We start from the raw sequence: 20,725 nt of genomic DNA, 5'->3' as shown, positions 1-20,725 counted from the left end.
GGTCCGAGGCGGACTGCCAGAGGGGCGGCGGCCTCAGCGGTCCGAAGCCTTCTGGACATTACGGCCCGGTCCGTTATAGCGTGCGGCGCAACTTCACCAAGGGAGCCGCACATGATCCCCCGTCGTCGTTTCCTGCGAGCGGCCGCCGCGGCCGCCTCCCTCACCGCCGTGCCGGTGATCCAGGCCCGGACCGCCGCAGCCCAGTCCGGCGCGGAGACCAGGAGCAGCCGCGAGCCCGAGGGCACCGTCACCGGCCTCGGGCCCGCGAGCGTCGCCAGCCCGCTGGGCAACGGCGAGTTCGTCGGCGGCGTCCTGTACGTGGGCTCCCGCGGCCTGTCTCCCAACGTGGTGGGCGCCTACGACCTGGCCAAGGATTCGGTCACCACCCATTTCGACATCCCCACCGGCGTGGGGATCTGGGCGATGTGCCGGGTGGGCACCGACGTCTACGTGGGCACGCACGCCCGTTCCGACCTCTACCGCATCGACACCGTCGCGGGACAGGTGACGAAGGTCGCCGAATACCCCGACCACTACATCTGGACCATGGCCTCCTCCCCCGACGGCAAGGTCTACATGGGCACGTCGGAGCCGGGCCGCGTCTGGGAGTACGACCCGGCCACGGGCACCAGCCGCGACCTGGGCCAGCCCGCCCCCGGCGAGGCGTACGTACGCAGCATCCAGGCCGACGACAAGTACGTCTACGCGGGCGTCGGCTCCCACGCCCACCTCGTCGCGATCGACCGGGCGACCGGCGAGAAGCGGGAGTTGCTCCCGGCCGCCCTGGCCGACCGCGACTGGGTGTCGAGCATGAACATCTCCGACACCCACATAGCGGGCGGTATGAACTCCCTCGCCGAGCTGGTCGTCCTCGACAAGACCGCGCCGGGGGACTACAAGCTGGTCAAGGCCACGGCTCCGGGCGAGAAGTACGTCGTCGCGGTGCTGATCCACGACGGCTACGTCTACTTCTCCGGCCGCCCTTCGGGCACCTTCTACCGCTACGAGCTGGCCACGGGCAAGCTGGAAGCGCTCGGCGTGCCGTACTTCGAGGCGCTCACACACCGGCTGCTGGCCCACGAGGGGCGCGTCTACGGCATCCAGGACAGCGCGGTCTTCGTGTACGACCCCGCGACGGGCACCCTCGACTACCTCAACCTGGTGCAGCGCGGGCTCAAGGCGGCGCCGGAGGAGCCGATGTCGGTCCATTCCGACGGCCGCCGCGTCTACGTGGGCGGCAAGGGCGGCGCCGACGTCCACGACCTGGCCACGGGCAAGGTGAGCAGGCTGGGCATCTCGGGCGAGCCGAAGACGCTGCTGACCGTCGGCGGCACCACCTACCTCGGCGTCTACACCCAGGCCGCGCTCTACTCCTACCGGCCGGGGGACGCGGAGCCGAAGCTGCTGGCCCGTACCGGCAACCAGCAGGACCGGCCGCGCGACCTGGCCTACGACGCGCGGACGGGCCTGGTCGTGATGCCCACGCAGCCGGAGCCCGGCCACATGAACGGCGCGCTGTCGCTCTACTCACCGCGCACCGGCACGTACGAGACTTATCGCCCCGCCGTCGAGCGGCAGACCGTCTACTCCGTCGCCACCCGCCTCGGCACCGCCTACCTCGGCACCACCACCCAGGAGGGCCTCGGGCTGCCGCCCGTCACCACGAGCGCCAGGCTGGCCGCGTTCGACCTGGTCAAACGGAAGCTGCTGTGGCAAGTCGAGCCGATCGCGGGCGCGCGGTACATCGCCTCCCTCGCGCTGGGCCCGATCACCCTGTACGGCATGGCGAGCACGGGTGAGGTGTTCGAGTTCGACCTGATCCGCAAGAAGGTCACCAGGACGCTGAAGGTGGGCGCCAAGGGCGGCGAGCTGTTCGTCACCGGCCGCGTCGCCTACTGCACCGACGGCGACAAGGTGTACAAGCTGGACCTGGTCACGTTCACGGCGAAGACGATCGTCGAGGGTCTGGCCGGTCAGTGGTTCGGCGGCGAGCCCAAGCTGGCCCTGGACCCCTCCGGCCAGGCCCTGTACGGCGTGCGCGGCCGCGACCTGGTCCGCATCGCCATCTCAGGCCGCCGCTGACCCCGTCAGACCGAGAGCCGTCGCTGAGCCGGCAAAACGAGAGCCGTCGCTGAGCCGGCAAAACGAGCGCCAAGGCCGTCAGATCCACCCACGTTCCCTCGCCGCCATCCCCGCCTGGAAGCGGGTGATGGCGTTGAGGTCCTGCATGAGGTCGTGGATGCGGCGCTGCACGGTACGCAGCCCGAGCCCGAGCGCCCGCGCGATGCCCTCGTCGGTCAGTCCCCCGGCCATCAGCGCCAGCAGGTCCCTGGCCAGCTCGTCCGGGCCGTCGGCGGCGGGCGGCCGGGGCACGGCGCGTAACGGGAAGCCGCGCAGCCACTCCCGCTCGAACAGCGCGATCAGCGCGTCCAGCAGCGCCGAGTGGTGCAGGATGAACGCCGCGTCGATCGAGTACGCCCCGTTGCGGATGGGGATCAGCGCCAGCGCGTCGTCGGCGATCCACATCTTCACCGACGCGTCCGCCACCACGCGCGCCTTCTCGCCGCGCGCCGCCGCGTCCTGGATCAGCTCCAGCCGGCCGGGCATCGCCAGCACCTCAAGGTCGTAGACGCTGCGGTAGTCGACGCCCGCCTGGATCATCCGCTGCTCCCGCTCGACGTTGTTCGAGTGGTCCGGCATGACGTACGGGGGCTTGTCGATGTTGCGGAACATGCTCTGCGCGCTGTCCTGCAGCGCGTACGCCCGGCTGATGATGTTGTCGGTGCCCATGACCACCTCCACCTGCTCGGCCGGGTGCGCCGCGTAGCGCGAGGCCCGCTGGAACGACGCGGTGAGTTCGTGGATGGCCGTCCGCACCTGGTGCAGCTCCTCCTCCTGGCGGCTGAGCATCGGCCGGATGGCGATGTCCGGCGCGACCGCCACGTACCGGGCGCGGCGGCCGGGCAGGCGGCTGGCCAGCCCGCGCCTGGCGAATCCGGCGAGCGTGCGCGCGGCCAGCGGCGTCGACACCCCGCAGTGCGTGGCGAGCTCGGCGGCCGATGACCGCGGATTCTCGACGAGCATCGTGTACAGGCGGCTCTCGGCCGGTGACAGGCCGATCGCTTCGAGCATGGCGGCACCCTTCTGACCGATGGCGGGATACCGCCACCTGGCGGGTTTTGGCCCCTCCGGCGTACTTGTGCCCTGACTGATTCCCAGATTAGGTCAGCGAGGAAACGATCTCCACCGCACAGGAGAGTGCCGTGCGCATGCTGTCCACCCCCCGGCGACGCGGTCTCGGGGCCTTACTCGCGTTCGCGCTGGCGGTGCCGCTGGTCGCCGTAGCCGAGCCGGCCACCGCCGCGCCCGCCGCCGCACCCGCCGAGGCGCCCGCCAACGGGTCCGCCAACGCGCCCGCCGCCGTCAAGGCACCGGGTACGGCGCCCGTCAAGATCACCCTGGTCACCGGGGACACCGTCACCTACTCCAAGGACGCCGCGGGCCGCGCGGCGGTCGTCGTGGACCCCCGCGACGGCCACGAGGCGACGACCTACCAGGCCCAGCAGGACGAGCACGGCTACTACGTGATCCCCACCGACGCCGGGCCTTACGTCAGCAGCGGTCTGCTGGACAAGGAGCTGTTCAACGTCGACTACCTGGCCGTCAACGGGTACGGCGACGCCAAGGCCGATCGGCTGCCCCTCATCGTCCAGTACCAGCCGCAGGTGAAGTCCGGCGACGTCGCGGGCAAGGCCCGGTCTCTGAAGGGCGGCGCGGAACCGCTGGTCCTGAAGAGCATCGACGGCGCCGCGCTGAAGGTCGACAAGAAGCAGGCCCGAGCGTTCTGGCAGTCCGTAACCGGGGAGACGACCCCGTCGGAGGCCAAGGCGAAGGCGGCCCCCGCCCTCGAGAGCGGCCTGCGCAAGGTGTGGCTCGACGGCAAGGCCAAGGCGCTCGACGACGTCAGCAACCCGCAGATCGGCGCGCCGAAGGCGTGGGCCGCCGGGTTCGACGGCACCGGCGCCACGGTCGGCATCATCGACACCGGCATCGACGCCCGGCACCCCGACCTTCAGGGCAGGATCGCCGAGGCGCGCAGCTTCGTCCCGGCGGGCAGTCCCGGCGGCGGCGACCCGGCCAACGTCTCCGACAAGTTCGGCCACGGAACCCACGTGGCGGGCATCATCGCGGGCAGCGGCGCCGCGTCCAACGGCCGCTACAAGGGCGTCGCGCCCGGTGCCCGGCTGACCATCGCCAAGGCGCTGGACGACACCGGCAGCGGCAACAACTCCGAGATCATCGCGGCGATGGAGTGGCAGGCGGCCACCGAGCACGCCCGGGTGGTCAACATGAGCCTGGGCAGCAACGGCGCGACCGACGGCACCGACCCGCTGAGCCAGGCGGCCAACGACCTGACCGCCGAGTACGGCACGCTGTTCGTGGTCGCGGCGGGCAACTCGGGCCCTGACCGGTTCACCGTGGCCGCGCCCGGCGCGGCGACCTCGGCCCTCACGGTCGGGGCGGTCGACTCCGCCGACAAGATCGCGTCGTTCTCCAGCCGCGGCCCGCGCCTGAGCGACGACTTCGCGATCAAGCCGGAGATCACCGCGCCCGGCGTGAACATCATCGCGGCCCGCGCGGCCGGGACCTCGCTCGGCGAGGGCAGCAGCGTCCCGGGCGGCGGCCCGATCGACGACAACTACACGGCGGCGTCCGGCACCTCGATGGCCACGCCGCACGTGGCCGCCGCGGCGGGCATCCTGGCCGCCCAGCATCCCGACTGGACGCCCGACCAGCTCAAGACCGCCCTGGTGGGCACCGCGCAGCCCCTTGACGCCACCTCGCCGTACGACCAGGGCGCCGGTCGGCTGGACATCGGCCGGGCCGTCACCCAGCAGGTCTTCGACGACCTGTCGGCGGTGTCGGCCGGGTTCACCGACCCGTACACCGGCCAGACGCTCACCAAGAAGGTGACCTACCGCAACACCGGCAAGGACCCCGTCACGCTGGCCCTGTCGGTGGCCCTGACGCACGACGGCACGCAGGCGCCCGCCGGGATGGCCACGATCACGCCGTCGTCGGTGACCGTCCCCGCCGGTGGCACCGCCGCCGCGGACCTCACCATCGAGCCCAAGCTCGGCGACCCCGGCTGGTACGAGGGCCGCCTGACGGCGACGGCCGGGACCGACCGGCTGACGGCCCCCATCGCCTTCCGTAAGCAGGCCCAGATGGACACGGTGCACGTCAAGCTCGTCGGCAAGCCCGAGTGGACGAGGCTGAACCCCGGACCGCTGGCCGTGATCAGGGTCAGCGACACCGATCCGATCCTGGCCGGCGAGCCGCTCACCGTGGTCACCGAGAACTGGCGGACCACCGACGTGCCCGGCACGGTGCAGGTGGACGTGAAGCTCGCCCACGGCGGCGTCTACTCCATCAGCGCCCAGCCGTGGTGGTACACCATGCCGGCCCGCCAGCTCCAGTACGGCCTGCTGATCGCCCCCGAGACCAAGCTCACCGGCGAGACCACGATCACCCTGGACGCGACGAAGACCGAGCAGTTGCGGATCAGCACGCCGCGCGAGTCGGAGCCGGTGTTCCTGAACGTGATGAACGTCCGCACGACCGCCTCGGGACGGATGTACGCCGGCGCCTCGCTGCTGAGCTACGAGCCGGCCATCACCGGTAACTACTGGGTCACGCCCCTGACGTCCAAGCCGACCGTGGGCACCTTCACGTTCCTGTTCGACCAGATCCGCCGGGCGCCGGAGGTCTCGCTGAGCGTGCCGGGCCTGTCGCTGCACCCGCGCTACGTCAGTGAGCACGACGCCCTGGTGCCCAAGTTCGCCGCCGACCAGCGGCTGAGCCTGACCACCATCGGCGCGGACATACGCGGCAAGCTGGTCTACCTCCCCGCCAGGAACTCACTGCAGCTCCTCCTGACCGACATGGAGACGGCGATCAAGGGCGGGGCCGCGGGTGTGATCACCAGCGACCGCTTCGCCTGGATCCTCAGCGCCGACGCCTACCTCGCCCAGAACAAGCTGCCCCTCCTGTGGCTCGACAGCGCCGAAGCCGACACCCTCGGCAAGGCCATGGCCCGCAAGCCGTACCCGGCCGGGAAGCTGACCGTCCAGCCGACCAGCCCGTTCGAGTACAAGCTGGCCTACTACGTGAAGGGCGTCACCGCCGGCCGCCTGACCTTCGCCCCGAAGGCCCGCGACCTGACCGCGATCGACACCACCTACCACGCCCAGTTCCCCATGCAGGCGGGGAGGTGGGGGCCGTACCCGAACTTCAACGAGGTCGACCACACCTACATCCCCGTCCAGCCGCTCAGCGTCCGCGGCTCGCACCTCTTCAACGCGCCCGTGACCCGGACCGAGTACTACAACACGACCGGCAGCGAGGTGCTGTGGCAGCGCGGCTATCAGTTCCGCGACCCCGCCACGGACACCACTCGCCTGGCCATGTCCGAACGGGGGTTCACCCGCGCCACCCAGGAGCGGGAGGACTGGAACGAAGCCCTCATGCCCACCCAGATCACCGCCGGGCCTGACCGGCCGGACTGGGTCGATCCGGGGATCTTCTGCGACGGCTGCCGCCAGGGCGACCGGATGCGGGTGCGCGCGCTCGTCCCGGCCGGCCTGGGCTACTACACCGACGCCTCCGACCCCAGCCACACCTACGTGGGGGCGCCGGGCGACGAGCAGACCCACCTGTTCAGCGGCGAGACGGAGGTGCAGCCCCAGTACGACGAGATCGGCCTGCCGTACTACAGCGTGCCGGCCGGGTCGGGCACGTACCGGCTGACCGATGTGTGGAAGGACGGGTTCACCGGCAAGCACCCGGGCACCAGCGTCGAGTCCACCTGGACGTTCCGATCCGCCCGGCCGGCGAAGGACAACGCCCCCTACCCCTGCCTGGACGGCTTGCTCTTCGGCGACAAGCAGCCGTGTGCCCGGTTGCCGCTGATCCAGCTCCGGTACCAGCTCAACCTGCCGGGGAACGACACCGTGGCCGCCGGCCGGCCGTTCGCGTTCACCGTCAAGGCCGAGGGCGGCGCGTCCGCGCTGCGGGTCTGGACCTCCGCCGACAAGGGCGCCCACTGGACGCCGGCCGTGGTCCTCCCGGCGCCGGGCGGCTCCTACAAGGTCCTGGTGGTCAACCCGGCCGGCAGCATCACGATCAAGGCCGAGGCGAAGGGCAAGGACGGCAACACCGTCACGCAGACCGTCGCCGACGCCTACTTGGCGAGGTAGCCCCCCGCCCTCGCCACCGCGGCCCGTTCCTGCTCCGGCAGGGGCGGGCCGTACGGGTCGTGGGCGTGGGACTCCGGGATGCGGCCCTCGGCCGCCGCGAGCCACAGCATGCGCTGGACGTAGCCCTCCATGGGCTCGGTGAAGGTGGCGGTGGCCAGGCGGTCCAGGCGGCCCGACGCCGCGTCGAAGGCCCGCAGGTCCGAACCTCGGTAGGCGGCCATGACCGCGGCCGTGACCGGGACCGACGCGGCCGCGAGGCCCACCAGGGCGGCCTCGGCGCCCCACAGGAGCGACGGGCCGAACATGCGGTCCTCACCGGTGATGGCCAGCCTGCCCGCCTCCCTCGCGAGGGTGATGGCGCGCTGGCAGCCCATGGCGTCGGACAGCAGCGCGGTCTTGATCCCGGCCACGCCGGGATGCCGGAGAAGGTCCCGCATGGTCTCGGGCGGGCAGGGCCGGGTGTAGAGGTCGAAGGCGATCATGGGGATCCCGGCCGCCCGCCAGATCGCCTCGTGGCCGCCCAGCCGGTCGCCCTCGGCGGGGAAGACCAGGACGCCATCGGCACCGAGCCTCGCGGCCACCCGGGCCTGCTCCTCGGCCTGAGCGACCCCCCCGGAATGCGCCGACGAGCCGCCGACGCCGACGATGACCGGCACGCCGAGCGCGACCGCGCGCTCGATCACGGCGGCGCGTACGTCCGGCGCCAGGTACGGCCCGCGGCCGGTGTGCGCGAGCACCGCCAGCCCGTCGGCGCCGTCCTCGACCAGCCCGGCGAGGTAGCGCGACACCACGCCGAGATCCACCTCGCCCGACTCCGTCATGGGGGTGGCCGCGGCGGCGAGCAGCGTGCCGCGAAGACGATCACGGAGGACTTGTGCCGAAATATCCACCCGAGAGAGCTTATTTCAGCCCAGTCATCGCGATGCTGTTGACCAGGTACCGCTGCAACAGGAAGAAGACCAGCAGGCACGGCACCACGGAGATCGCCGCCGACGCCATCAGCACCGACAGCTGCATCTCCTCGGTCCGCAGCGTGGTCAGGCCGACGGTGAGCGTACGGGTGGCGTCGCTCTGCCCCACGACCAGCGGCCACAGGAAGTCGTTCCAGTGCCACAGGAACACGAACACGCCCAGCGTGGCCAGGACGGGCCGGGTCAGCGGCACCACGATCGTCCAGTAGACCCGCAGCTCGGAGGCGCCGTCCACCTTGGCCGCGTCGAACAGCTCGTCGGGCAGCCCCATGATGAACTGCCGCATCAGGAACACGGCCTGCGAGTTGGCCAGCGTCGGCACGATCAGCCCCCAGAACGTGTCCACCCCGTCCAGGCTGTTGACCAGCACGAACGTCGGGATCAGGGTGGCCTGGAAGGGCACCATCATGGTCGCGAGGAACGTCCAGAACATCGCCTGGCGGCCGGGGAAGCGCTTCTTGGCGAACGCGTACCCGGCCATCGAGGCGGTGAGCAGGATGATCACCACCGAGACCACGGAGTACACCAGCGAGTTGACCGTCCACCCCACGAAGCCGGAGGCGGACAGCACCCGCGTGAGGTTGTCGAGCGTGAGCGAGTCCGGCCACTGCGCGGGCAGGGTAGGGGCGCCCGCGGGCGACAGCGCGACGATCAGCATGGCGGCGAACGGGCTGACGGTCAGCACCGACAGCACGCCGAGCAGCGCGACGAGCGGCCATCTCTGCCGCGTGCGCGTCATGTGTTCCCCCGGTCCAGGAAGCGGCGCTGGATCAGCGACACGATGAGCACCAGGGCGAACAGGACCATCCCCCACGTGGCGGCGTAGCCGAAGTCGAAGGATCTGAAGCCGTGGTCGTAGATGCCGTAGATGAGGGTGTAGGTGGCCCTGGCGGGACCGCCACCGGTCATCACGTAGACGGTGTCGAAGGTCTGGAAGGCGCTGATCGTCTCGATCACCAGGACGAAGAAGAGCGCGGGCTTCAGCAGCGGCAGCGTGATCCGGCGGAAGCGCTGCCACGCCGAGGCCCCGTCGACCCGGGCCGCCTCCAGGTAGGAGCCGGGGATGGCCTTCAGCCCGGCCAGCAGGATCAGCATGGAGTAGCCGAAGCCCTTCCACGCCGACACCACGGCCAGGGCCGGCAGCACCAGCGACGACTGCTCCAGGAAGGCCACCGGGCCGAGCCCGGCCTTGCCCAGGACGCCGTTGATCAGGCCGTCGAACTCGTAGATCCACCGCCAGATGACGCCGGCCAGCACGAAGCTGGTCACGTACGGCAGGAACAGCATGCCGCGGAACAGGCCGCGCAGGAACACGACCTGGTTCAGCAGCAACGCCGTGCCGAGCGAGACGAGCAGGGTGAGCGGCACGTAGACGGCCACGTACACGAGCGTCACGCGCAGGCTCGTCCAGAAGATCGTGTCGTCGAGCAGCCGGGCGTAGTTGTCCGCGCCGACGAAGCTCCACTCCCCGCCGATGTTCCAGTTGGTCAGGCTCATCCCCGCCGCGCCGAGGGCGGGGAAGATCCGGAAGATCAGGAAGAGCACCAGCACGGGCAGCACGAACAGCAGGCCCGTGACCGGGTCACGCAGGCGTTGGCGCATCCCTATCCGCCGTTGCCCAGCAGCGCGTCGGCCTCCTTGGCCGCCGCGTCGAGCGCCGTCTTCGCGTCCTCCTTGCCGAGCAGGGCCGCCTGGATGTGCGGGGCGATGACGCCCATCACCTGGCGGGCCTTCGGGTGGGTGTCACCGGGGAAGGCGTACTGCAGCGACTTGGCGAACTCCGTGGCCGCGGCCGACTGCCCCGGCACGGTCACGTCGGTACGGGCGGGGAAGAAGCCCGACTCCGCGGCCAGGCTCGCCGCGACCTCGGGCGAGGACAGGTAGGTGGCGAACTTCTTCGCCGCGTCCTTGCTCTCGGCGTGCTTGGCCAGCACCAGGGCGCCGGGGATGCCGAACGCGACCCGCTTGGTGCCCTCAAGCGGCAGGCCGATGCCGACGTTCTCGGCGCCGATCGCGGCGCCGAGCTGGGTGGCCTGCAGGGCGGTGGCCGCGTGGTACATCGCGCTCTTGCCACCCGCCAGGGCGCCGCCCTCGATCTCGTTGCCCTTGCTGGCGGCGTCGGCGGGCAGGCCGCCCGCGGCCTTCAGGTCGAGCAGGAGTTGCAGACTGTCGACGCCTTGCGGGCCGTTGAAGGCCACCTTCTTGCCGTCGGGGGCGAAGACGCTGCCGCCGTTGGCCCACAGGATGGGGTAGAAGCTCTGGTTGAGGCTGACCTCGGGCTTGCCGGGGTAGTCGAGCACGGCGACCTTCTTGGCGGCCAGCTTGGGCGCCGCCGCCTTGAGCTCGGCCAGCGTCTCGGGCACCTTGTCGACGCCCGCCTCGGCGAACAGCTTCTTGTTGTAGATGGGGGCGGTGATCGTCTGGTAGATCGGCACGCCGTACAGCTTGCCGTTCACGGTCAGCGCGGTGAGCGCGCTGGGCAGGTAGGTCGCCTTGTCCTTGCCCACCACGTCGTCGACGGCGTCGATGGTGCCCTGCTGGGCGTACTGCGGGATCTGGTCGGGACCCAGGACGACGAGGTCGAAGCCCTTCTTCGAGACCAGTGCCGTGGTGACCTTCTCCTGACGGCCCTCCCACGGCTGCTGGTCGATCTTGATGTCGATCGTCGCGTTCTTGGCCTCGAAGTCCTTCTCGACCTTGGCCCAGAACGCCTGGCTCTTGGCCTGGTCCCCGATGACGGGGTACATCCAGAGGGTCACGGTGCTCTTGTCCGAGCCGCTGGATCCGCACCCGGCGGCGGCGAGGGCCAGGGCGGCCGTCAGGCCGAGTGCCGCTGTCTTCCTCATCGGCGGATTCCTTTCGAGTAATACCGGTCCTGACCGAAACCTAATGACGAGGACCTCGTGCGGTCAATGGGCGATACCTGAACGTAACTACGGCCTCCACCGTTAACGCGCGGTGAATCGGGTGATCTCGCGGGCGACGGCGTCGGCGTGCTCGGCCGTGTAGTTCTCGTTCCAGTCGATGATCAGCAGCGTCTCGGCGACCAGCCGCTCGGCCTCGGGACACGGGTTCGGGACGTACCCGTCGAGCGGGTAGCGCGAGGAGCCGTAGATGGGCCGATCCCACAGTGGGGCGCGGTTCAGCGGCTCCTCCAGGTAACCGGCCCGCGCGGGTATCCCGGCCGCGGCCAGGTGCGCGGCCAGCTCCCGGGCGTCACCCTCCGGCCGCACGATGGGGAACAGCCACCAGGCGTGCCCCTCCGGGCGCGGCAGCCGTACCCCTGGCAGACCCTGAAGGGCGTCGAGCAGCCGTACGGCCGTGCTCCGGCGGGCCGCGACGACGCCGGGCAGCTTGGCGAGCTGGGCCCGCGCCACGGCGGCCTGCAGCTCGGTCATGCGGTAGTTCAGGCCGAAACCGGCGTGCGAGCGCCCGGCCGCCCGGTCCCAGCCCTTGTCGGCGAACAGCCGCATCCGGCGCGCCAGCTCGTCGTCCTCGGTGAGCGCCAGGCCGCCGTCGCCGCAGGTGATGTGCTTCCACTGCTGCAGGCTGAGGGTGGCGACGTCGCCCACCGTGCCCGCCGGCCGGCCGTCCGGCAGCTCGGCGAGCCACGCCTGGGCACAGTCCTCGATCAGCGCCAGGCCGTGCTCGTCGGCCAGCGCCCGCAGCTCGGCCACGCGGGCGGGCGCGCCGAACAGGTGGACGGCCATGATCGCCCGCGTTCGCGGGCCGATCAGCTTGGCCACCGCGCCGGGGTCGAGATTGCCGTCCGAGGGATCTACATCCGCGAAGACAGGGACCGCGTTCTGCGCCAGGATGGGGGCCACGGTCCCGAAGTCGGTGATCGGCGTCGTGATGATCTCGTCTCCGGGGTCCGGCGCAGCCGCCACGACCGACAGATGGAGGGCCGCGGTGCCGGAGCCGCACGCGACCGCGTGGCGCACGCCGTACAAGGCGGCGACCTCGCGTTCGAGCGCTCTGGTCTCGGTCCCCCAGACGGAGCTGAGCATGCCCGAGCGGATCACCCGCGCCGCGGCGGCGACCTCTTCGTCGCCGAGCGTACGGCCGGCGGCCTCGGCCATGGACGGGAACTTCACAGGGGCACCTCACAAGTTATAATTGCGGTCTTGACCGAAAACAGCGAGAGGGAGGCGTGGGTGGGAATCGTCATCGGGGTCGTCGGCCCGCATGATCTGGTCGACGACGTCGCGGCCACCTGCGAGGAGCAGCCCGGGGTCACCGCGCTGCGCCTCGACTACGACCACGAGTCGCAGGCGCCCGCGATCGTCGAGGCGCACGCCGCCGCCGTGGAGGGATGGCTGTTCACCGGCATCGTCCCCTACATGCTCTCCCGCGACGCCGAGGTGCTGAGCCGGGCCGCCGCGTTCGTCGACTACTCGGGCGCGACGCTGCTCAGCGCCCTGGTACGCCTGCAGCACGAGGGCCAGGACGTCACCGGGCTGTCCATCGACACGCTGCCCGCGGCCGACGTGGTGGCCACGTTCGCCGAGGCCGGGCTGCCCGCCGACACGCTCAGGACGCTGCCCTACCGGCCGGAGATGACCTCCAAGAAGGCGATCGCCTTCCACCGGCGCGGCCCCGCCCATCCGGTGATCACCTGCCTGAGCTCGGTGCACGAGGCGCTGCGCGGTGAGATGCACGTGCTGCGCCTGGCGCCGTCCGTCCACTCGGTCCGGGTGGCGCTGCGCCAGCTGCTGCTGACCGCCGAGGGGCAGGCGCAGGAGGACGCGCAGATCGCGCTCGGGCTGATCGAGGTCGAGAACGAGGAGGGACTGCTGCGCGAGGCCACCGCGCTCGGCGGCACACTGGCCGCCTTCCGGGGCGGCACCCATCTCCTGGTGACCACCCGGGGCCCGCTGTACGACGCCACGGGCGGCTTCACCGGCCTGCCCATGCTGAGCCGCCTCGCGGCGCAGAATCAGGTGGTACGCGTGGGTTTCGGGCTGGGCCGCAGCGCGGCGGAGGCCGAGAGCCTGGCCCGCCGGGCCCTGGCCCGCGCCCGGCGCATCGGCGAGGTCGCGGCGGTGCTGTCGCTGCGCGCCGACACCGACATCGTCCTGGAGTCGGTCGCCGGCGTCCCGGAGTCGGAGCGCAACCTCTCGGTGATCGCCCGCCGCGTGGGGCTGTCGGTGGCGACGATCGAGCGGCTGCTGGAGGCGCGGTCGGCGGCGGGTGACGAGCCGCTGACCACCAGGGAGATCGCCGACCGCCTCGACGTCCAGCAGCGCACGGCCCGGCGCATGCTGCACCGGCTGGAGCTGGCCGGGCTGGCCGAACGCACGGGCAACCTCACCAGCGGCTCCAGCGGCCGCCCCCTGACCCTGTACCGCCTCACACTCTGAGGCGGCAGGCTCGGGGACGGCCGTTTTGGGGACGGCCGGCTCGGGGACGGCCGGCTCGGGGACGGTGCCGCTGGCTCGCATGAGGGTCAGGCGAGCCAGCGGGACAGGCCGGCGCTGACGAAGTCGTCGTCCCGTAGCCACGGGTAGGCGGCCCAGATCCGGTCGAGCTCCGCGAGCTGCCCCGGTGAGAGCTCCTCCGCCGGGTCCAGGCACCAGCGCCCCGCCAGCAGCCCCTGGCGGCGCAGCACCTCGTGGATGCCGGGGATGCAGCCGTGGAAGGCGTTGGCCGAGTCGAAGATGGCGGCGTTGGCGTCGGTGAGGTGGCCGTCGAGGGTGAGCAGCCGCCGCATGGCCGCGTCGTCGCCCGAGCGGGCCAGCTTGGCCTCCTCCAGCAGTTCGACCGCCCGCCGTACCCAGACCGCCCACTGACCGAGCAGCCCGCCGACGAACTCGATCTCCACCTCGTGGCCGTCCACGACGACCCGGTGGGTGGTGACGAGATCGGCCAGGATGTGGTCGTCGTTGCCGGTGTAGAGTGCGACCTCGGCCGCGCGACCGGCCCGGACCACGCCGTGGAGCACGTCGAGCGTGCGATAGCGGTCGAAGGGGGCGACCTTGATGCCCACCACGGACTCGATCGCCGCCAACCGGGTCCAGAAATTTCGTGACAAAGGGCGTCCGCCGACCGCGGTCTGCAGGTAGAAGCCGATGACCGGCAGCACCTCGCCCACCGCCCGCGCCCGCTCGATCAGCCCGTCCTCGTCCAGCTCCCGGCACGGGCTCAGCAGCACCATGTGGTAGCCGAGCGACCTGGCCAGCTCGGCCTCCGCCACGGCCTGCCGCGTGGTCCCGGTCGCGCCCGCCACCAGGACCACCTCGCGCTCGTACTCCCCCGCGGTCCGCGCGGCCAGCTCCAGCACCGGCGGCAGCAGGTCGGTGCCGTGGATGGCGAACTGCGTGGTGTGCACGCCCACCGCCAGCCCGCCCGCGCCGGCCTCGACGTAGTAGCGGGTCAGCGCCCGCTGCCGCCGCTCGTCCAGCTTCCGGTCCTCGGTCAACGCCAGCGGGTGCGCCGGAATCACCAGGCCGCGCCGGAACAGCTCGCGCACGGACGTCTGCGCCTCTGGAATCGTGCTGAGCACGTCGGATCCCCCTTGGGTCAATGAACCGGGCACGCGGTTAGAAGCGGCCGTCACGGCGTTCGAACTTGGTGGGCTTGCCGAGCAGCGGGCCGCCGTCGGCCACCCAGCGCGCCGTGTGCTCGATCAGCTCGGCGGGCGTGAGCTCGGGGTAGCCGAACAGGCGGTGGCACTTGCCGGCGTTCGACAGCAGCGCCGTGGGCGCCTCCTCGCCGCTGAACACCGGCTCCTTGCCCAGGGCCGCGCCGAGGTCCAGCGCCGCCTGCCGGACCGAGACCAGCTCGGGCCCGGTCACGTTGAGCACGTACGGCGGTGACTCGGCGAGCAGCAGCGAGCGGAGCACGACCTCGTTGGCGTAACCCTGCCAGACCACGTTGACCTGGCCGGTGGCCAGATCGATCGGCTCCCCGGCCAGGATCTTCCCGGCCAGGTCGACGAGCACGCCGTAGCGCAGCTCGACGGCGTAGTTGAGCCGCAGCAGCGACATGCGGGTGCCGTACGCCTCCGCGAAGTGCGACAACACCCGCTCCCGGCCGAGGCAGCTCATCGCGTAGTCGCCGACCGGCCCGGTCGGCGAGCCCTCCGTGCTGCCGCCGCCCACGGGGACCAGCGGGTAGACGTTGCCGGTGGACAGGGCGGCGATCCTGGCGTCCCTGAACCTGTCGGCGACCCTGCCCGGCAGGTACGCGTTGGTGAACCAGGTGGCGTGCTCCCGGCCCTCGGTGCCGAACTTGGCGCCGACCAGGAACACCACGTTCGGCGCTTCGGGGAGCTCGCGCAGTGCCCCCTCGTCGGCCACGTCGGCGGCCACCACGGTCGCGCCGTCGTCCTGGAGCGCCTGGGCCAGCCCGGGTTCGGAGAACCGGGACACCGCGGTGATCCGCCGGTCGCCACGCGTGGCGTTGAGCGCCAGCCGGACCAGGCTCGGGCCGAGCTTGCCGCCCGCGCCGAGGATCAGGATGTCGCCGTCGAGCCTGCTCAGGTCGTCGACGAGGGCGGCGCTCGGCCGCGCCAGCCGTTCCTCGAGTTCCGCTGTCGTCCGCACGCGGTCTACCTCCGTTACGTCATTTACGGTCCAGACCGTAACTGCGGCGGAGTTCGGCTGTCAATGGGCGCCCTCGGACGCCTGTCGGCGGGCGTCCTCGGACGCCTGTCGGCGGGCGTCCTCGGACGCCGGGCAACGGGTGGTTCGCGCGCCGGTCGTTGGGCGCTCTCACGAGCCGGTCATTGGGTGGTTTCGCGGGCCGCGACCAGTACCTCCAGGATGGCCCGGGTCTGCGCCCACGGGACCGGGCTCGGCGCGCCCCCGATCATCGCCAGGAACGCCTCGATCGTCCCCTCGTAGCCCAGGCCCTTGACGTGGTCGTCGCCGCCTTCGATCACGACGGTGTCGGTGCCGCCGCGCCGATGGATGGTGACGGAGTAGGACTCCTCGTCGGAGACGCCGAGGATCTCGACCGTGCCGGTGACGCCGCTGTCCCAGCGCAGGGCCATGACGCCGGTGTCCTCCGAGCGCAGGCCCGCGTAGTGCCTGGTGGCCGAGGCCGCGCCGGCCAGCCGTACGTCCGGGCCGAACAGCGAGACCAGCAGCTCCACGCCGTGGATCCCCATGGTCACCATCGTCCCGCCGCCCTCGCCGGGGGTGTCCTGCCAGGCGTTGTAGCCATTGGCCCAGAGGCCGACGTCATGCCGTACGGTGGCCCGGACCGCGAGCACGTCGGCGGGGTCCACCCGCAGCCCCGCGAAGGCCGGGGCGAAGCGGAGCACCGAGCTGGACAGCACGCGGTCGTGGATCCGCAGCCGGTCCAGCTCGCGCAGCTGGGCGCGGGTGGCGACGGCGGGCTTGTTCACGAAGCAGGCCGCGCCGGTGTCGAGCACGGCCGCCAGCGCCCCGGGCACGCGCGGGCTCGGCACGGTCAGCACCACGCCGTCCGGCTCGGCGGCCAGCAGCGCGGCCAGGCTCGGCAGCACCTCGGCGCCGGGGTGCTCGCCGGTGAAGCGGCTCAGCCGTTCCGGGTCCTCCTCCCACACCAGCAGGTCCGCGTGGCGGGCCAGGGTACGGGCGTCGGTGAAGGGATGGCTGGTGGCGAGACCGGCTAGGGCGACACGCATGGCTGGCTCCATTTCACGACATTTCAGGAAATCTCAGAAAATCTCAGGAAATGGAGCCCATCATGGCATCCGCTAGAGCTCGTCCACCTCCGCGTGGGAGCGGCCGCCCGACAGCTTCGGGTAGCCGGGGCCGCGGTCGAAGAAGCGGCCCGCCGGCGGGCGCAGGTTGGCGCGGAGCTGGGCGGTGCCCTGCTCGTCGATGCGGTCGCCGTCCAGCACCACGCCGTAGTCGCCCAGGGCGCCGGCGATCGACACCTTCCCGTCGCGGACGTCCGCCGCCACGGCGCGCGGGTCCCGGTCGTACGGTGAGCCCCAGCCGCCGCCCCCGGTGGTGCGGATGCGGATGGTCTCGCCCGCCTGCACCTGGTAGTCGTCCACCAGGCCTTCCATCTCCTTGCCCGCGATCTCGACCCGGAACGGCCGCCCGGCCAGCCCGCCGTTGACGCCCCAGCACGACAGGATCGACCGGTCGGCGATCGACATGTACGAGGCGTCCCTGAGCATCCTGATGTGCTTGTCGTAGCCGAGCCCGCCCCTGAACATGCCCGGCCCGCCCGAGTCACAGGCCAGCGCCAGCCGCTCGACCCGGAACGGCCAGCGCGCCTCGGCGAACTCCACCGGGATGTTGCGCGAGTCGGGCACCACGTGGATGGTGTCCTCGCCGTCGGCGTACCAGCGCCCGCCGGAGCCGCCGCCGAGGACCTCCCTCATCAGGTACGGGACGCCGTCGGCGTCGGCGCCGTGGACGCCGGTGTAGCGGATCGTCTCCTGGTCGGCCGGCATGCGGCCGCCGGTGGCCTTGGCCAGCACGCCCGCGAGCACGCCGAGCAGGCGCAGGATCACGAACGTCCGCGCGTTGGTTGGCGCGGGGAAGATCGGGGTGAGCAGCGTCCCCTTCTCCGGGAAGACCATCTCGATCAGGGGGACGACGCCCTCGTTGACGTCCAGCTCGGCCATGCGCTCCGGGGTGTCGGCGAGGTTGCGCAGGATGGGGGCCAGCCACTTCTTCAGGAACACCCCGTCGGCGTAGTCGCCCGCGTGGTTGATCGGCCCCTTGGCCTGCGGTGACGTGCCGGTGAAGTCGATCTTCAGCGGGGCGTCCGCCGCGTGGTCGACGGTGAGCGTGATCCGCTGGGCGTGCAGCCGCGGCTCGTCCACGCCGTCGTGCTCGGCGTAGTCCTCCCAGGTGTAGGTGCCCTCGGGGATCTTGGCCAGCAGCTCGCGCCGGAACGTCTCCGTCGTCTTGCCGATGATCGCGTCGAAGCACGCCTCGACCTCGGCCCGGCCGTACCTGTCGAACAGCTCGCCCAGGCGGCGCGCCCCCATGAGGCAGGCCGAGCACTCGGCGTCGAGGTCGCCCGCGAGGGAGTCGGGCATGCGCGAGTTGCGGGTCATGATGCGCAGCGCGGCCTCGTTGGGCACGCCCGCGTCCCACAGCTTGATCGGCGGGACCATCAGCCCCTCCTCGTACACGCTGCGCGCGTGCGAGGGCATCGAGCCGGGCACGGAGCCGCCGATGTCGTCGTGGTGCCCGAACGCCTGCACGAAGGCCACCACAGAGCCCTCGTGGAAGACCGGGACGGTGACGCACAGATCGGGCAGGTGGCCGATCCCGCCTTCTGACAGGTAGACGTCGTTGTGGAAGAAGACGTCGCCGGGGTTCATCTCCTCGATCGGGAAGTCGCGGACGATCGGCTGGACGAGCGCGCTGTAGGAGCGGCCGGTCAGCTTGCGCAGCCGCGCGTCGTGGATGCCCGCGCGGAAGTCGTGCGCGTCGCGGATCATCGGCGAGCGGGCCGTACGCGCGATCGCGGTCTCGACCTCCTTCTCCACGGAGGCCAGGGTGCCCTCGACGATCTCGACGAGAATCGGGTCAGCCACGCCGCACCTCCACGTTGCCGTAGTCGTCCACCTGGGCGGTGAAGCCGGGATGGATGGGGATCGTCGAGCCGTACTCCTCGATGACCGCCGGACCCTCGACCACGGTGCCCGGGTCCAGGTCGGACCGCTGGTGGATCGGCGTGTCGGCGGCCGAGTCGAAGTGCACGCTCCTGGTCGCCGCCGCGGGCCGCTCACCGGCGCCGGGCTCCCTGCGGCGGATGGCCGGGCGGGTGATGGGACCGATGCCGGAGACGCGCAGGTTGACCCATTCGACGCCGTGCCGCTCGTCGTCGCGGTAGCCGTAGCCGTAGAGCTTCTCGTGCGCCTGGTGGAAGCGGTCCAGCACCTCCCGGCGCCACTCCTCGTCCACCTCGCCCGCCGGGGCGGCCACGCTCACCTCGTACGCCTGACCGTAGTAACGCAGGTCGGCGCTGCGGGCGTAGACCGGCTCGTCGAAGCCCTCCCGGTCGAGCGCCTGCGCCGCCTCGCCCTCCAGCTCGCGGAAGATCTCCCCTGCCGTCGCCGGTGACAGGTCGCGGGTGACGTGCGTACGGACGTAGTCGTTCTTGACGTCCACCGTGAGCAGGCCGAACGCCGAGACGTTGCCCGGATCGGGCGGGACGACCACCGCGGGCAGTCCCAGGATGTCGATCAGCCGGCAGGCCAGCAGCGGCCCCGAGCCGCCGAACGTCACCAGCGGGAAGTCCCGCACGTCGAGCCCGCGCTTGACGGTGAGCTGGCGGATGGCGTTGCTCTGGTTGAACGCGCTGATCTCCAGGATGCCCGTCGCGGTCCGCTCGGCGCTGAGCCCGAGCTTGTCGGCCAGCGCCTGGATGCCGGTGCGCGCGGCCGCCACGTCGAGCGGGATCTCCCCGCCGAGCAGGTGCGGCGGGATGCGGCCGAGGAAGACGTGCGCGTCGGTGACCGTCACCTCGGTGCCGCCCCTGCCGTAGCAGAGCGGTCCGGGATCGGCCCCGGCCGACTTGGGGCCGACCTTCAGCGTGCCCTCGGGCGAGATCCAGGCGATCGAGCCGCCGCCCGCGCCGACGGTGACGATGTCGATCATCGGGATCTTGCACGGGTAGCGCCCGATGACGCCCTCGGTGGTGATGGACGGCTCGCCGTCGATCACCACGGAGACGTCGGTGGACGTGCCGCCGCCGTCCAGGGTGATCACCGACGGGTGCCCCGCCGTGGACGCGATGAGCGCCGCTCCCAGCGCCCCGGCAGCGGGCCCCGACAGCACCGTGGTGATCGGCTGGTTGACGACCTCGCGGGCCGACAGCACGCCGCCGTTGGACTTCATCACCGAGAACGGCATGCCGAGCCGGGCCGACAGGTTGGCCAGGTAGCGGCGCATCGTCGGCTTGACCGCCGCGTCCACGAGCGTGGTGACCGACCGCTCGTACTCGCGGTATTCGCGCAGCACGTCGCTCGACAGCGAGACGATCGCCTCGGGGTGCTCACGGGCCAGTACGTCCCGCATGCGCCGCTCGTGGTCCGGATTGGCGTACGAGTGCAGGAAGCACACGCCGATCGCGGTGACGCCCTTGGCCTTGAACCAGCGGGCCACCTCGGCGGCCTGCTCCTCGGCGAACGGGCGTACCTCGGCACCGGTGTGGTCCAGCCGCCCCCCGACGGTCTTGACCAGGTGGATCGGGACGATCCGCGGTGGTTTGACCCAGAAGTAGGAGTTGCCATAGCCGTCGGGCACGCTCTGCCTGGCTATCTCCAGGATGAACTCGAAGCCCTCGGTCGTGATGAACCCCAGGTTCGCGATCCGGTCCTCGAGCAGTTGATTGGTGGCCACAGTGGTGCCGTGCACGACGGAACTCGCGTCGAGCGGCCCCAGCTTCTCGATGCCCCTGACGAACCCGTCGGCCGGGTTCGCGGGGGTCGAGGGGGTTTTGGTGGTGACGATCTCACCGGTCTGGTCGTCCACGGCCACCACGTCGGTGAACGTGCCCCCGGTGTCGACTCCAATACGGACGCTACGCATG

The 20,725-nt window shown here is 71.4% G+C and carries 14 protein-coding genes; 3 read left to right on the top strand and 11 right to left on the bottom strand.

The features are described 5' to 3' along the window. The first annotated feature begins 111 nt into the window (after positions 1 to 111). Positions 112 to 2,082, top strand: coding sequence for a hypothetical protein (locus ACGFJ2_RS01595; protein ID WP_357941236.1), 1,971 nt, complete (start codon positions 112 to 114; stop codon positions 2,080 to 2,082). 78 nt (positions 2,083 to 2,160) lie between these two features. On the opposite strand, the gene ACGFJ2_RS01590 is transcribed toward ACGFJ2_RS01595, so the two are convergent. Further along, complete coding sequence (locus ACGFJ2_RS01590) at positions 2,161 to 3,132, bottom strand: helix-turn-helix domain-containing protein (protein WP_357941234.1); 972 nt, start codon at positions 3,130 to 3,132, stop codon at positions 2,161 to 2,163. 137 nt (positions 3,133 to 3,269) lie between these two features. On the opposite strand from ACGFJ2_RS01590, the gene ACGFJ2_RS01585 reads away from it, so the two are divergent. Next, positions 3,270 to 7,259: a S8 family serine peptidase gene (locus ACGFJ2_RS01585; protein WP_358175983.1), complete on the top strand. Its 3,990-nt coding sequence runs from the start codon at positions 3,270 to 3,272 to the stop codon at positions 7,257 to 7,259. Here ACGFJ2_RS01585 and ACGFJ2_RS01580 read toward each other — a convergent pair. The 5 genes from ACGFJ2_RS01580 to ACGFJ2_RS01560 form a co-directional block, all read right to left on the bottom strand. Continuing rightward, entirely contained in the window at positions 7,244 to 8,149 is a 906-nt protein-coding gene (locus tag ACGFJ2_RS01580; RefSeq protein WP_393463554.1) for a dihydrodipicolinate synthase family protein, read from the bottom strand. The genes ACGFJ2_RS01585 and ACGFJ2_RS01580 overlap by 16 nt on opposite strands. Before the next feature lie 10 nt (positions 8,150 to 8,159). Then, entirely contained in the window at positions 8,160 to 8,969 is an 810-nt protein-coding gene (locus ACGFJ2_RS01575) for a carbohydrate ABC transporter permease (RefSeq protein ID WP_357941230.1), read from the bottom strand. Continuing rightward, the gene (locus ACGFJ2_RS01570; RefSeq protein WP_225289419.1) at positions 8,966 to 9,832 is read right to left on the bottom strand and encodes a carbohydrate ABC transporter permease; all 867 of its coding nucleotides are present in this window, start codon (positions 9,830 to 9,832) and stop codon (positions 8,966 to 8,968) included. Before ACGFJ2_RS01570 ends, ACGFJ2_RS01575 begins: the two co-directional genes overlap by 4 nt. 2 nt (positions 9,833 to 9,834) lie before the next feature. After that, positions 9,835 to 11,076 (bottom strand): ABC transporter substrate-binding protein, encoded by a 1,242-nt coding sequence (locus ACGFJ2_RS01565; RefSeq protein WP_393463552.1) that lies wholly within the window; start codon positions 11,074 to 11,076, stop codon positions 9,835 to 9,837. Between the two features lie 102 nt (positions 11,077 to 11,178). Next, complete coding sequence (locus ACGFJ2_RS01560) at positions 11,179 to 12,327, bottom strand: DegT/DnrJ/EryC1/StrS family aminotransferase (protein ID WP_393463550.1); 1,149 nt, start codon at positions 12,325 to 12,327, stop codon at positions 11,179 to 11,181. 30 nt (positions 12,328 to 12,357) lie between these two features. Here ACGFJ2_RS01560 and ACGFJ2_RS01555 point away from each other — a divergent pair, with 30 nt between their 5' ends. After that, entirely contained in the window at positions 12,358 to 13,593 is a 1,236-nt protein-coding gene (locus tag ACGFJ2_RS01555; RefSeq protein WP_358175462.1) for a hypothetical protein, read from the top strand. A gap of 86 nt (positions 13,594 to 13,679) precedes the next feature. Here ACGFJ2_RS01555 and ACGFJ2_RS01550 read toward each other — a convergent pair whose 3' ends face one another. The 5 genes from ACGFJ2_RS01550 to ACGFJ2_RS01530 all read right to left on the bottom strand — a co-directional run bounded on the left by ACGFJ2_RS01550 (position 13,680) and on the right by ACGFJ2_RS01530 (position 20,724). Then, complete coding sequence (locus ACGFJ2_RS01550) at positions 13,680 to 14,735, bottom strand: dihydrodipicolinate synthase family protein (protein WP_357941221.1); 1,056 nt, start codon at positions 14,733 to 14,735, stop codon at positions 13,680 to 13,682. 37 nt (positions 14,736 to 14,772) lie between these two features. Further along, positions 14,773 to 15,777: an NAD-dependent epimerase/dehydratase family protein gene (locus ACGFJ2_RS01545; RefSeq protein ID WP_393463547.1), complete on the bottom strand. Its 1,005-nt coding sequence runs from the start codon at positions 15,775 to 15,777 to the stop codon at positions 14,773 to 14,775. 179 nt (positions 15,778 to 15,956) lie between these two features. After that, positions 15,957 to 16,844 (bottom strand): Gfo/Idh/MocA family protein, encoded by an 888-nt coding sequence (locus ACGFJ2_RS01540; protein ID WP_393463545.1) that lies wholly within the window; start codon positions 16,842 to 16,844, stop codon positions 15,957 to 15,959. Between the two features lie 72 nt (positions 16,845 to 16,916). Further along, a complete protein-coding gene (locus tag ACGFJ2_RS01535) occupies positions 16,917 to 18,725 on the bottom strand; it encodes a hydantoinase B/oxoprolinase family protein (RefSeq protein WP_357941215.1) in 1,809 nt (602 codons plus the stop codon). Further along, positions 18,718 to 20,724: a hydantoinase/oxoprolinase family protein gene (locus ACGFJ2_RS01530; RefSeq protein ID WP_393463543.1), complete on the bottom strand. Its 2,007-nt coding sequence runs from the start codon at positions 20,722 to 20,724 to the stop codon at positions 18,718 to 18,720. The genes ACGFJ2_RS01535 and ACGFJ2_RS01530 overlap by 8 nt, the downstream gene beginning before the upstream one ends. Position 20,725: the final 1 nt, after the last annotated feature.

Source organism: Nonomuraea sp. NPDC049028 (assembly GCF_043197735.1).
Lineage (GTDB): Bacteria > Actinomycetota > Actinomycetes > Streptosporangiales > Streptosporangiaceae > Nonomuraea.
Note: the sequence above shows the minus strand (reverse complement) of the source record. Positions and strands in the feature narration are given on the sequence as shown.

Coding starts and splice junctions, on each gene's coding strand:
- ACGFJ2_RS01595 (WP_357941236.1), top strand. CDS start 112: ATGATCCCCCGTCGTCGTTTCCTGCGAGCGGCCGCCGCGGCCGCCTCC.
- ACGFJ2_RS01590 (WP_357941234.1), bottom strand. CDS start 3,132: ATGCTCGAAGCGATCGGCCTGTCACCGGCCGAGAGCCGCCTGTACACG.
- ACGFJ2_RS01585 (WP_358175983.1), top strand. CDS start 3,270: ATGCTGTCCACCCCCCGGCGACGCGGTCTCGGGGCCTTACTCGCGTTC.
- ACGFJ2_RS01575 (WP_357941230.1), bottom strand. CDS start 8,969: ATGACGCGCACGCGGCAGAGATGGCCGCTCGTCGCGCTGCTCGGCGTG.
- ACGFJ2_RS01570 (WP_225289419.1), bottom strand. CDS start 9,832: ATGCGCCAACGCCTGCGTGACCCGGTCACGGGCCTGCTGTTCGTGCTG.
- ACGFJ2_RS01565 (WP_393463552.1), bottom strand. CDS start 11,076: ATGAGGAAGACAGCGGCACTCGGCCTGACGGCCGCCCTGGCCCTCGCC.
- ACGFJ2_RS01540 (WP_393463545.1), bottom strand. CDS start 16,844: ATGCGTGTCGCCCTAGCCGGTCTCGCCACCAGCCATCCCTTCACCGAC.
- ACGFJ2_RS01530 (WP_393463543.1), bottom strand. CDS start 20,724: ATGCGTAGCGTCCGTATTGGAGTCGACACCGGGGGCACGTTCACCGAC.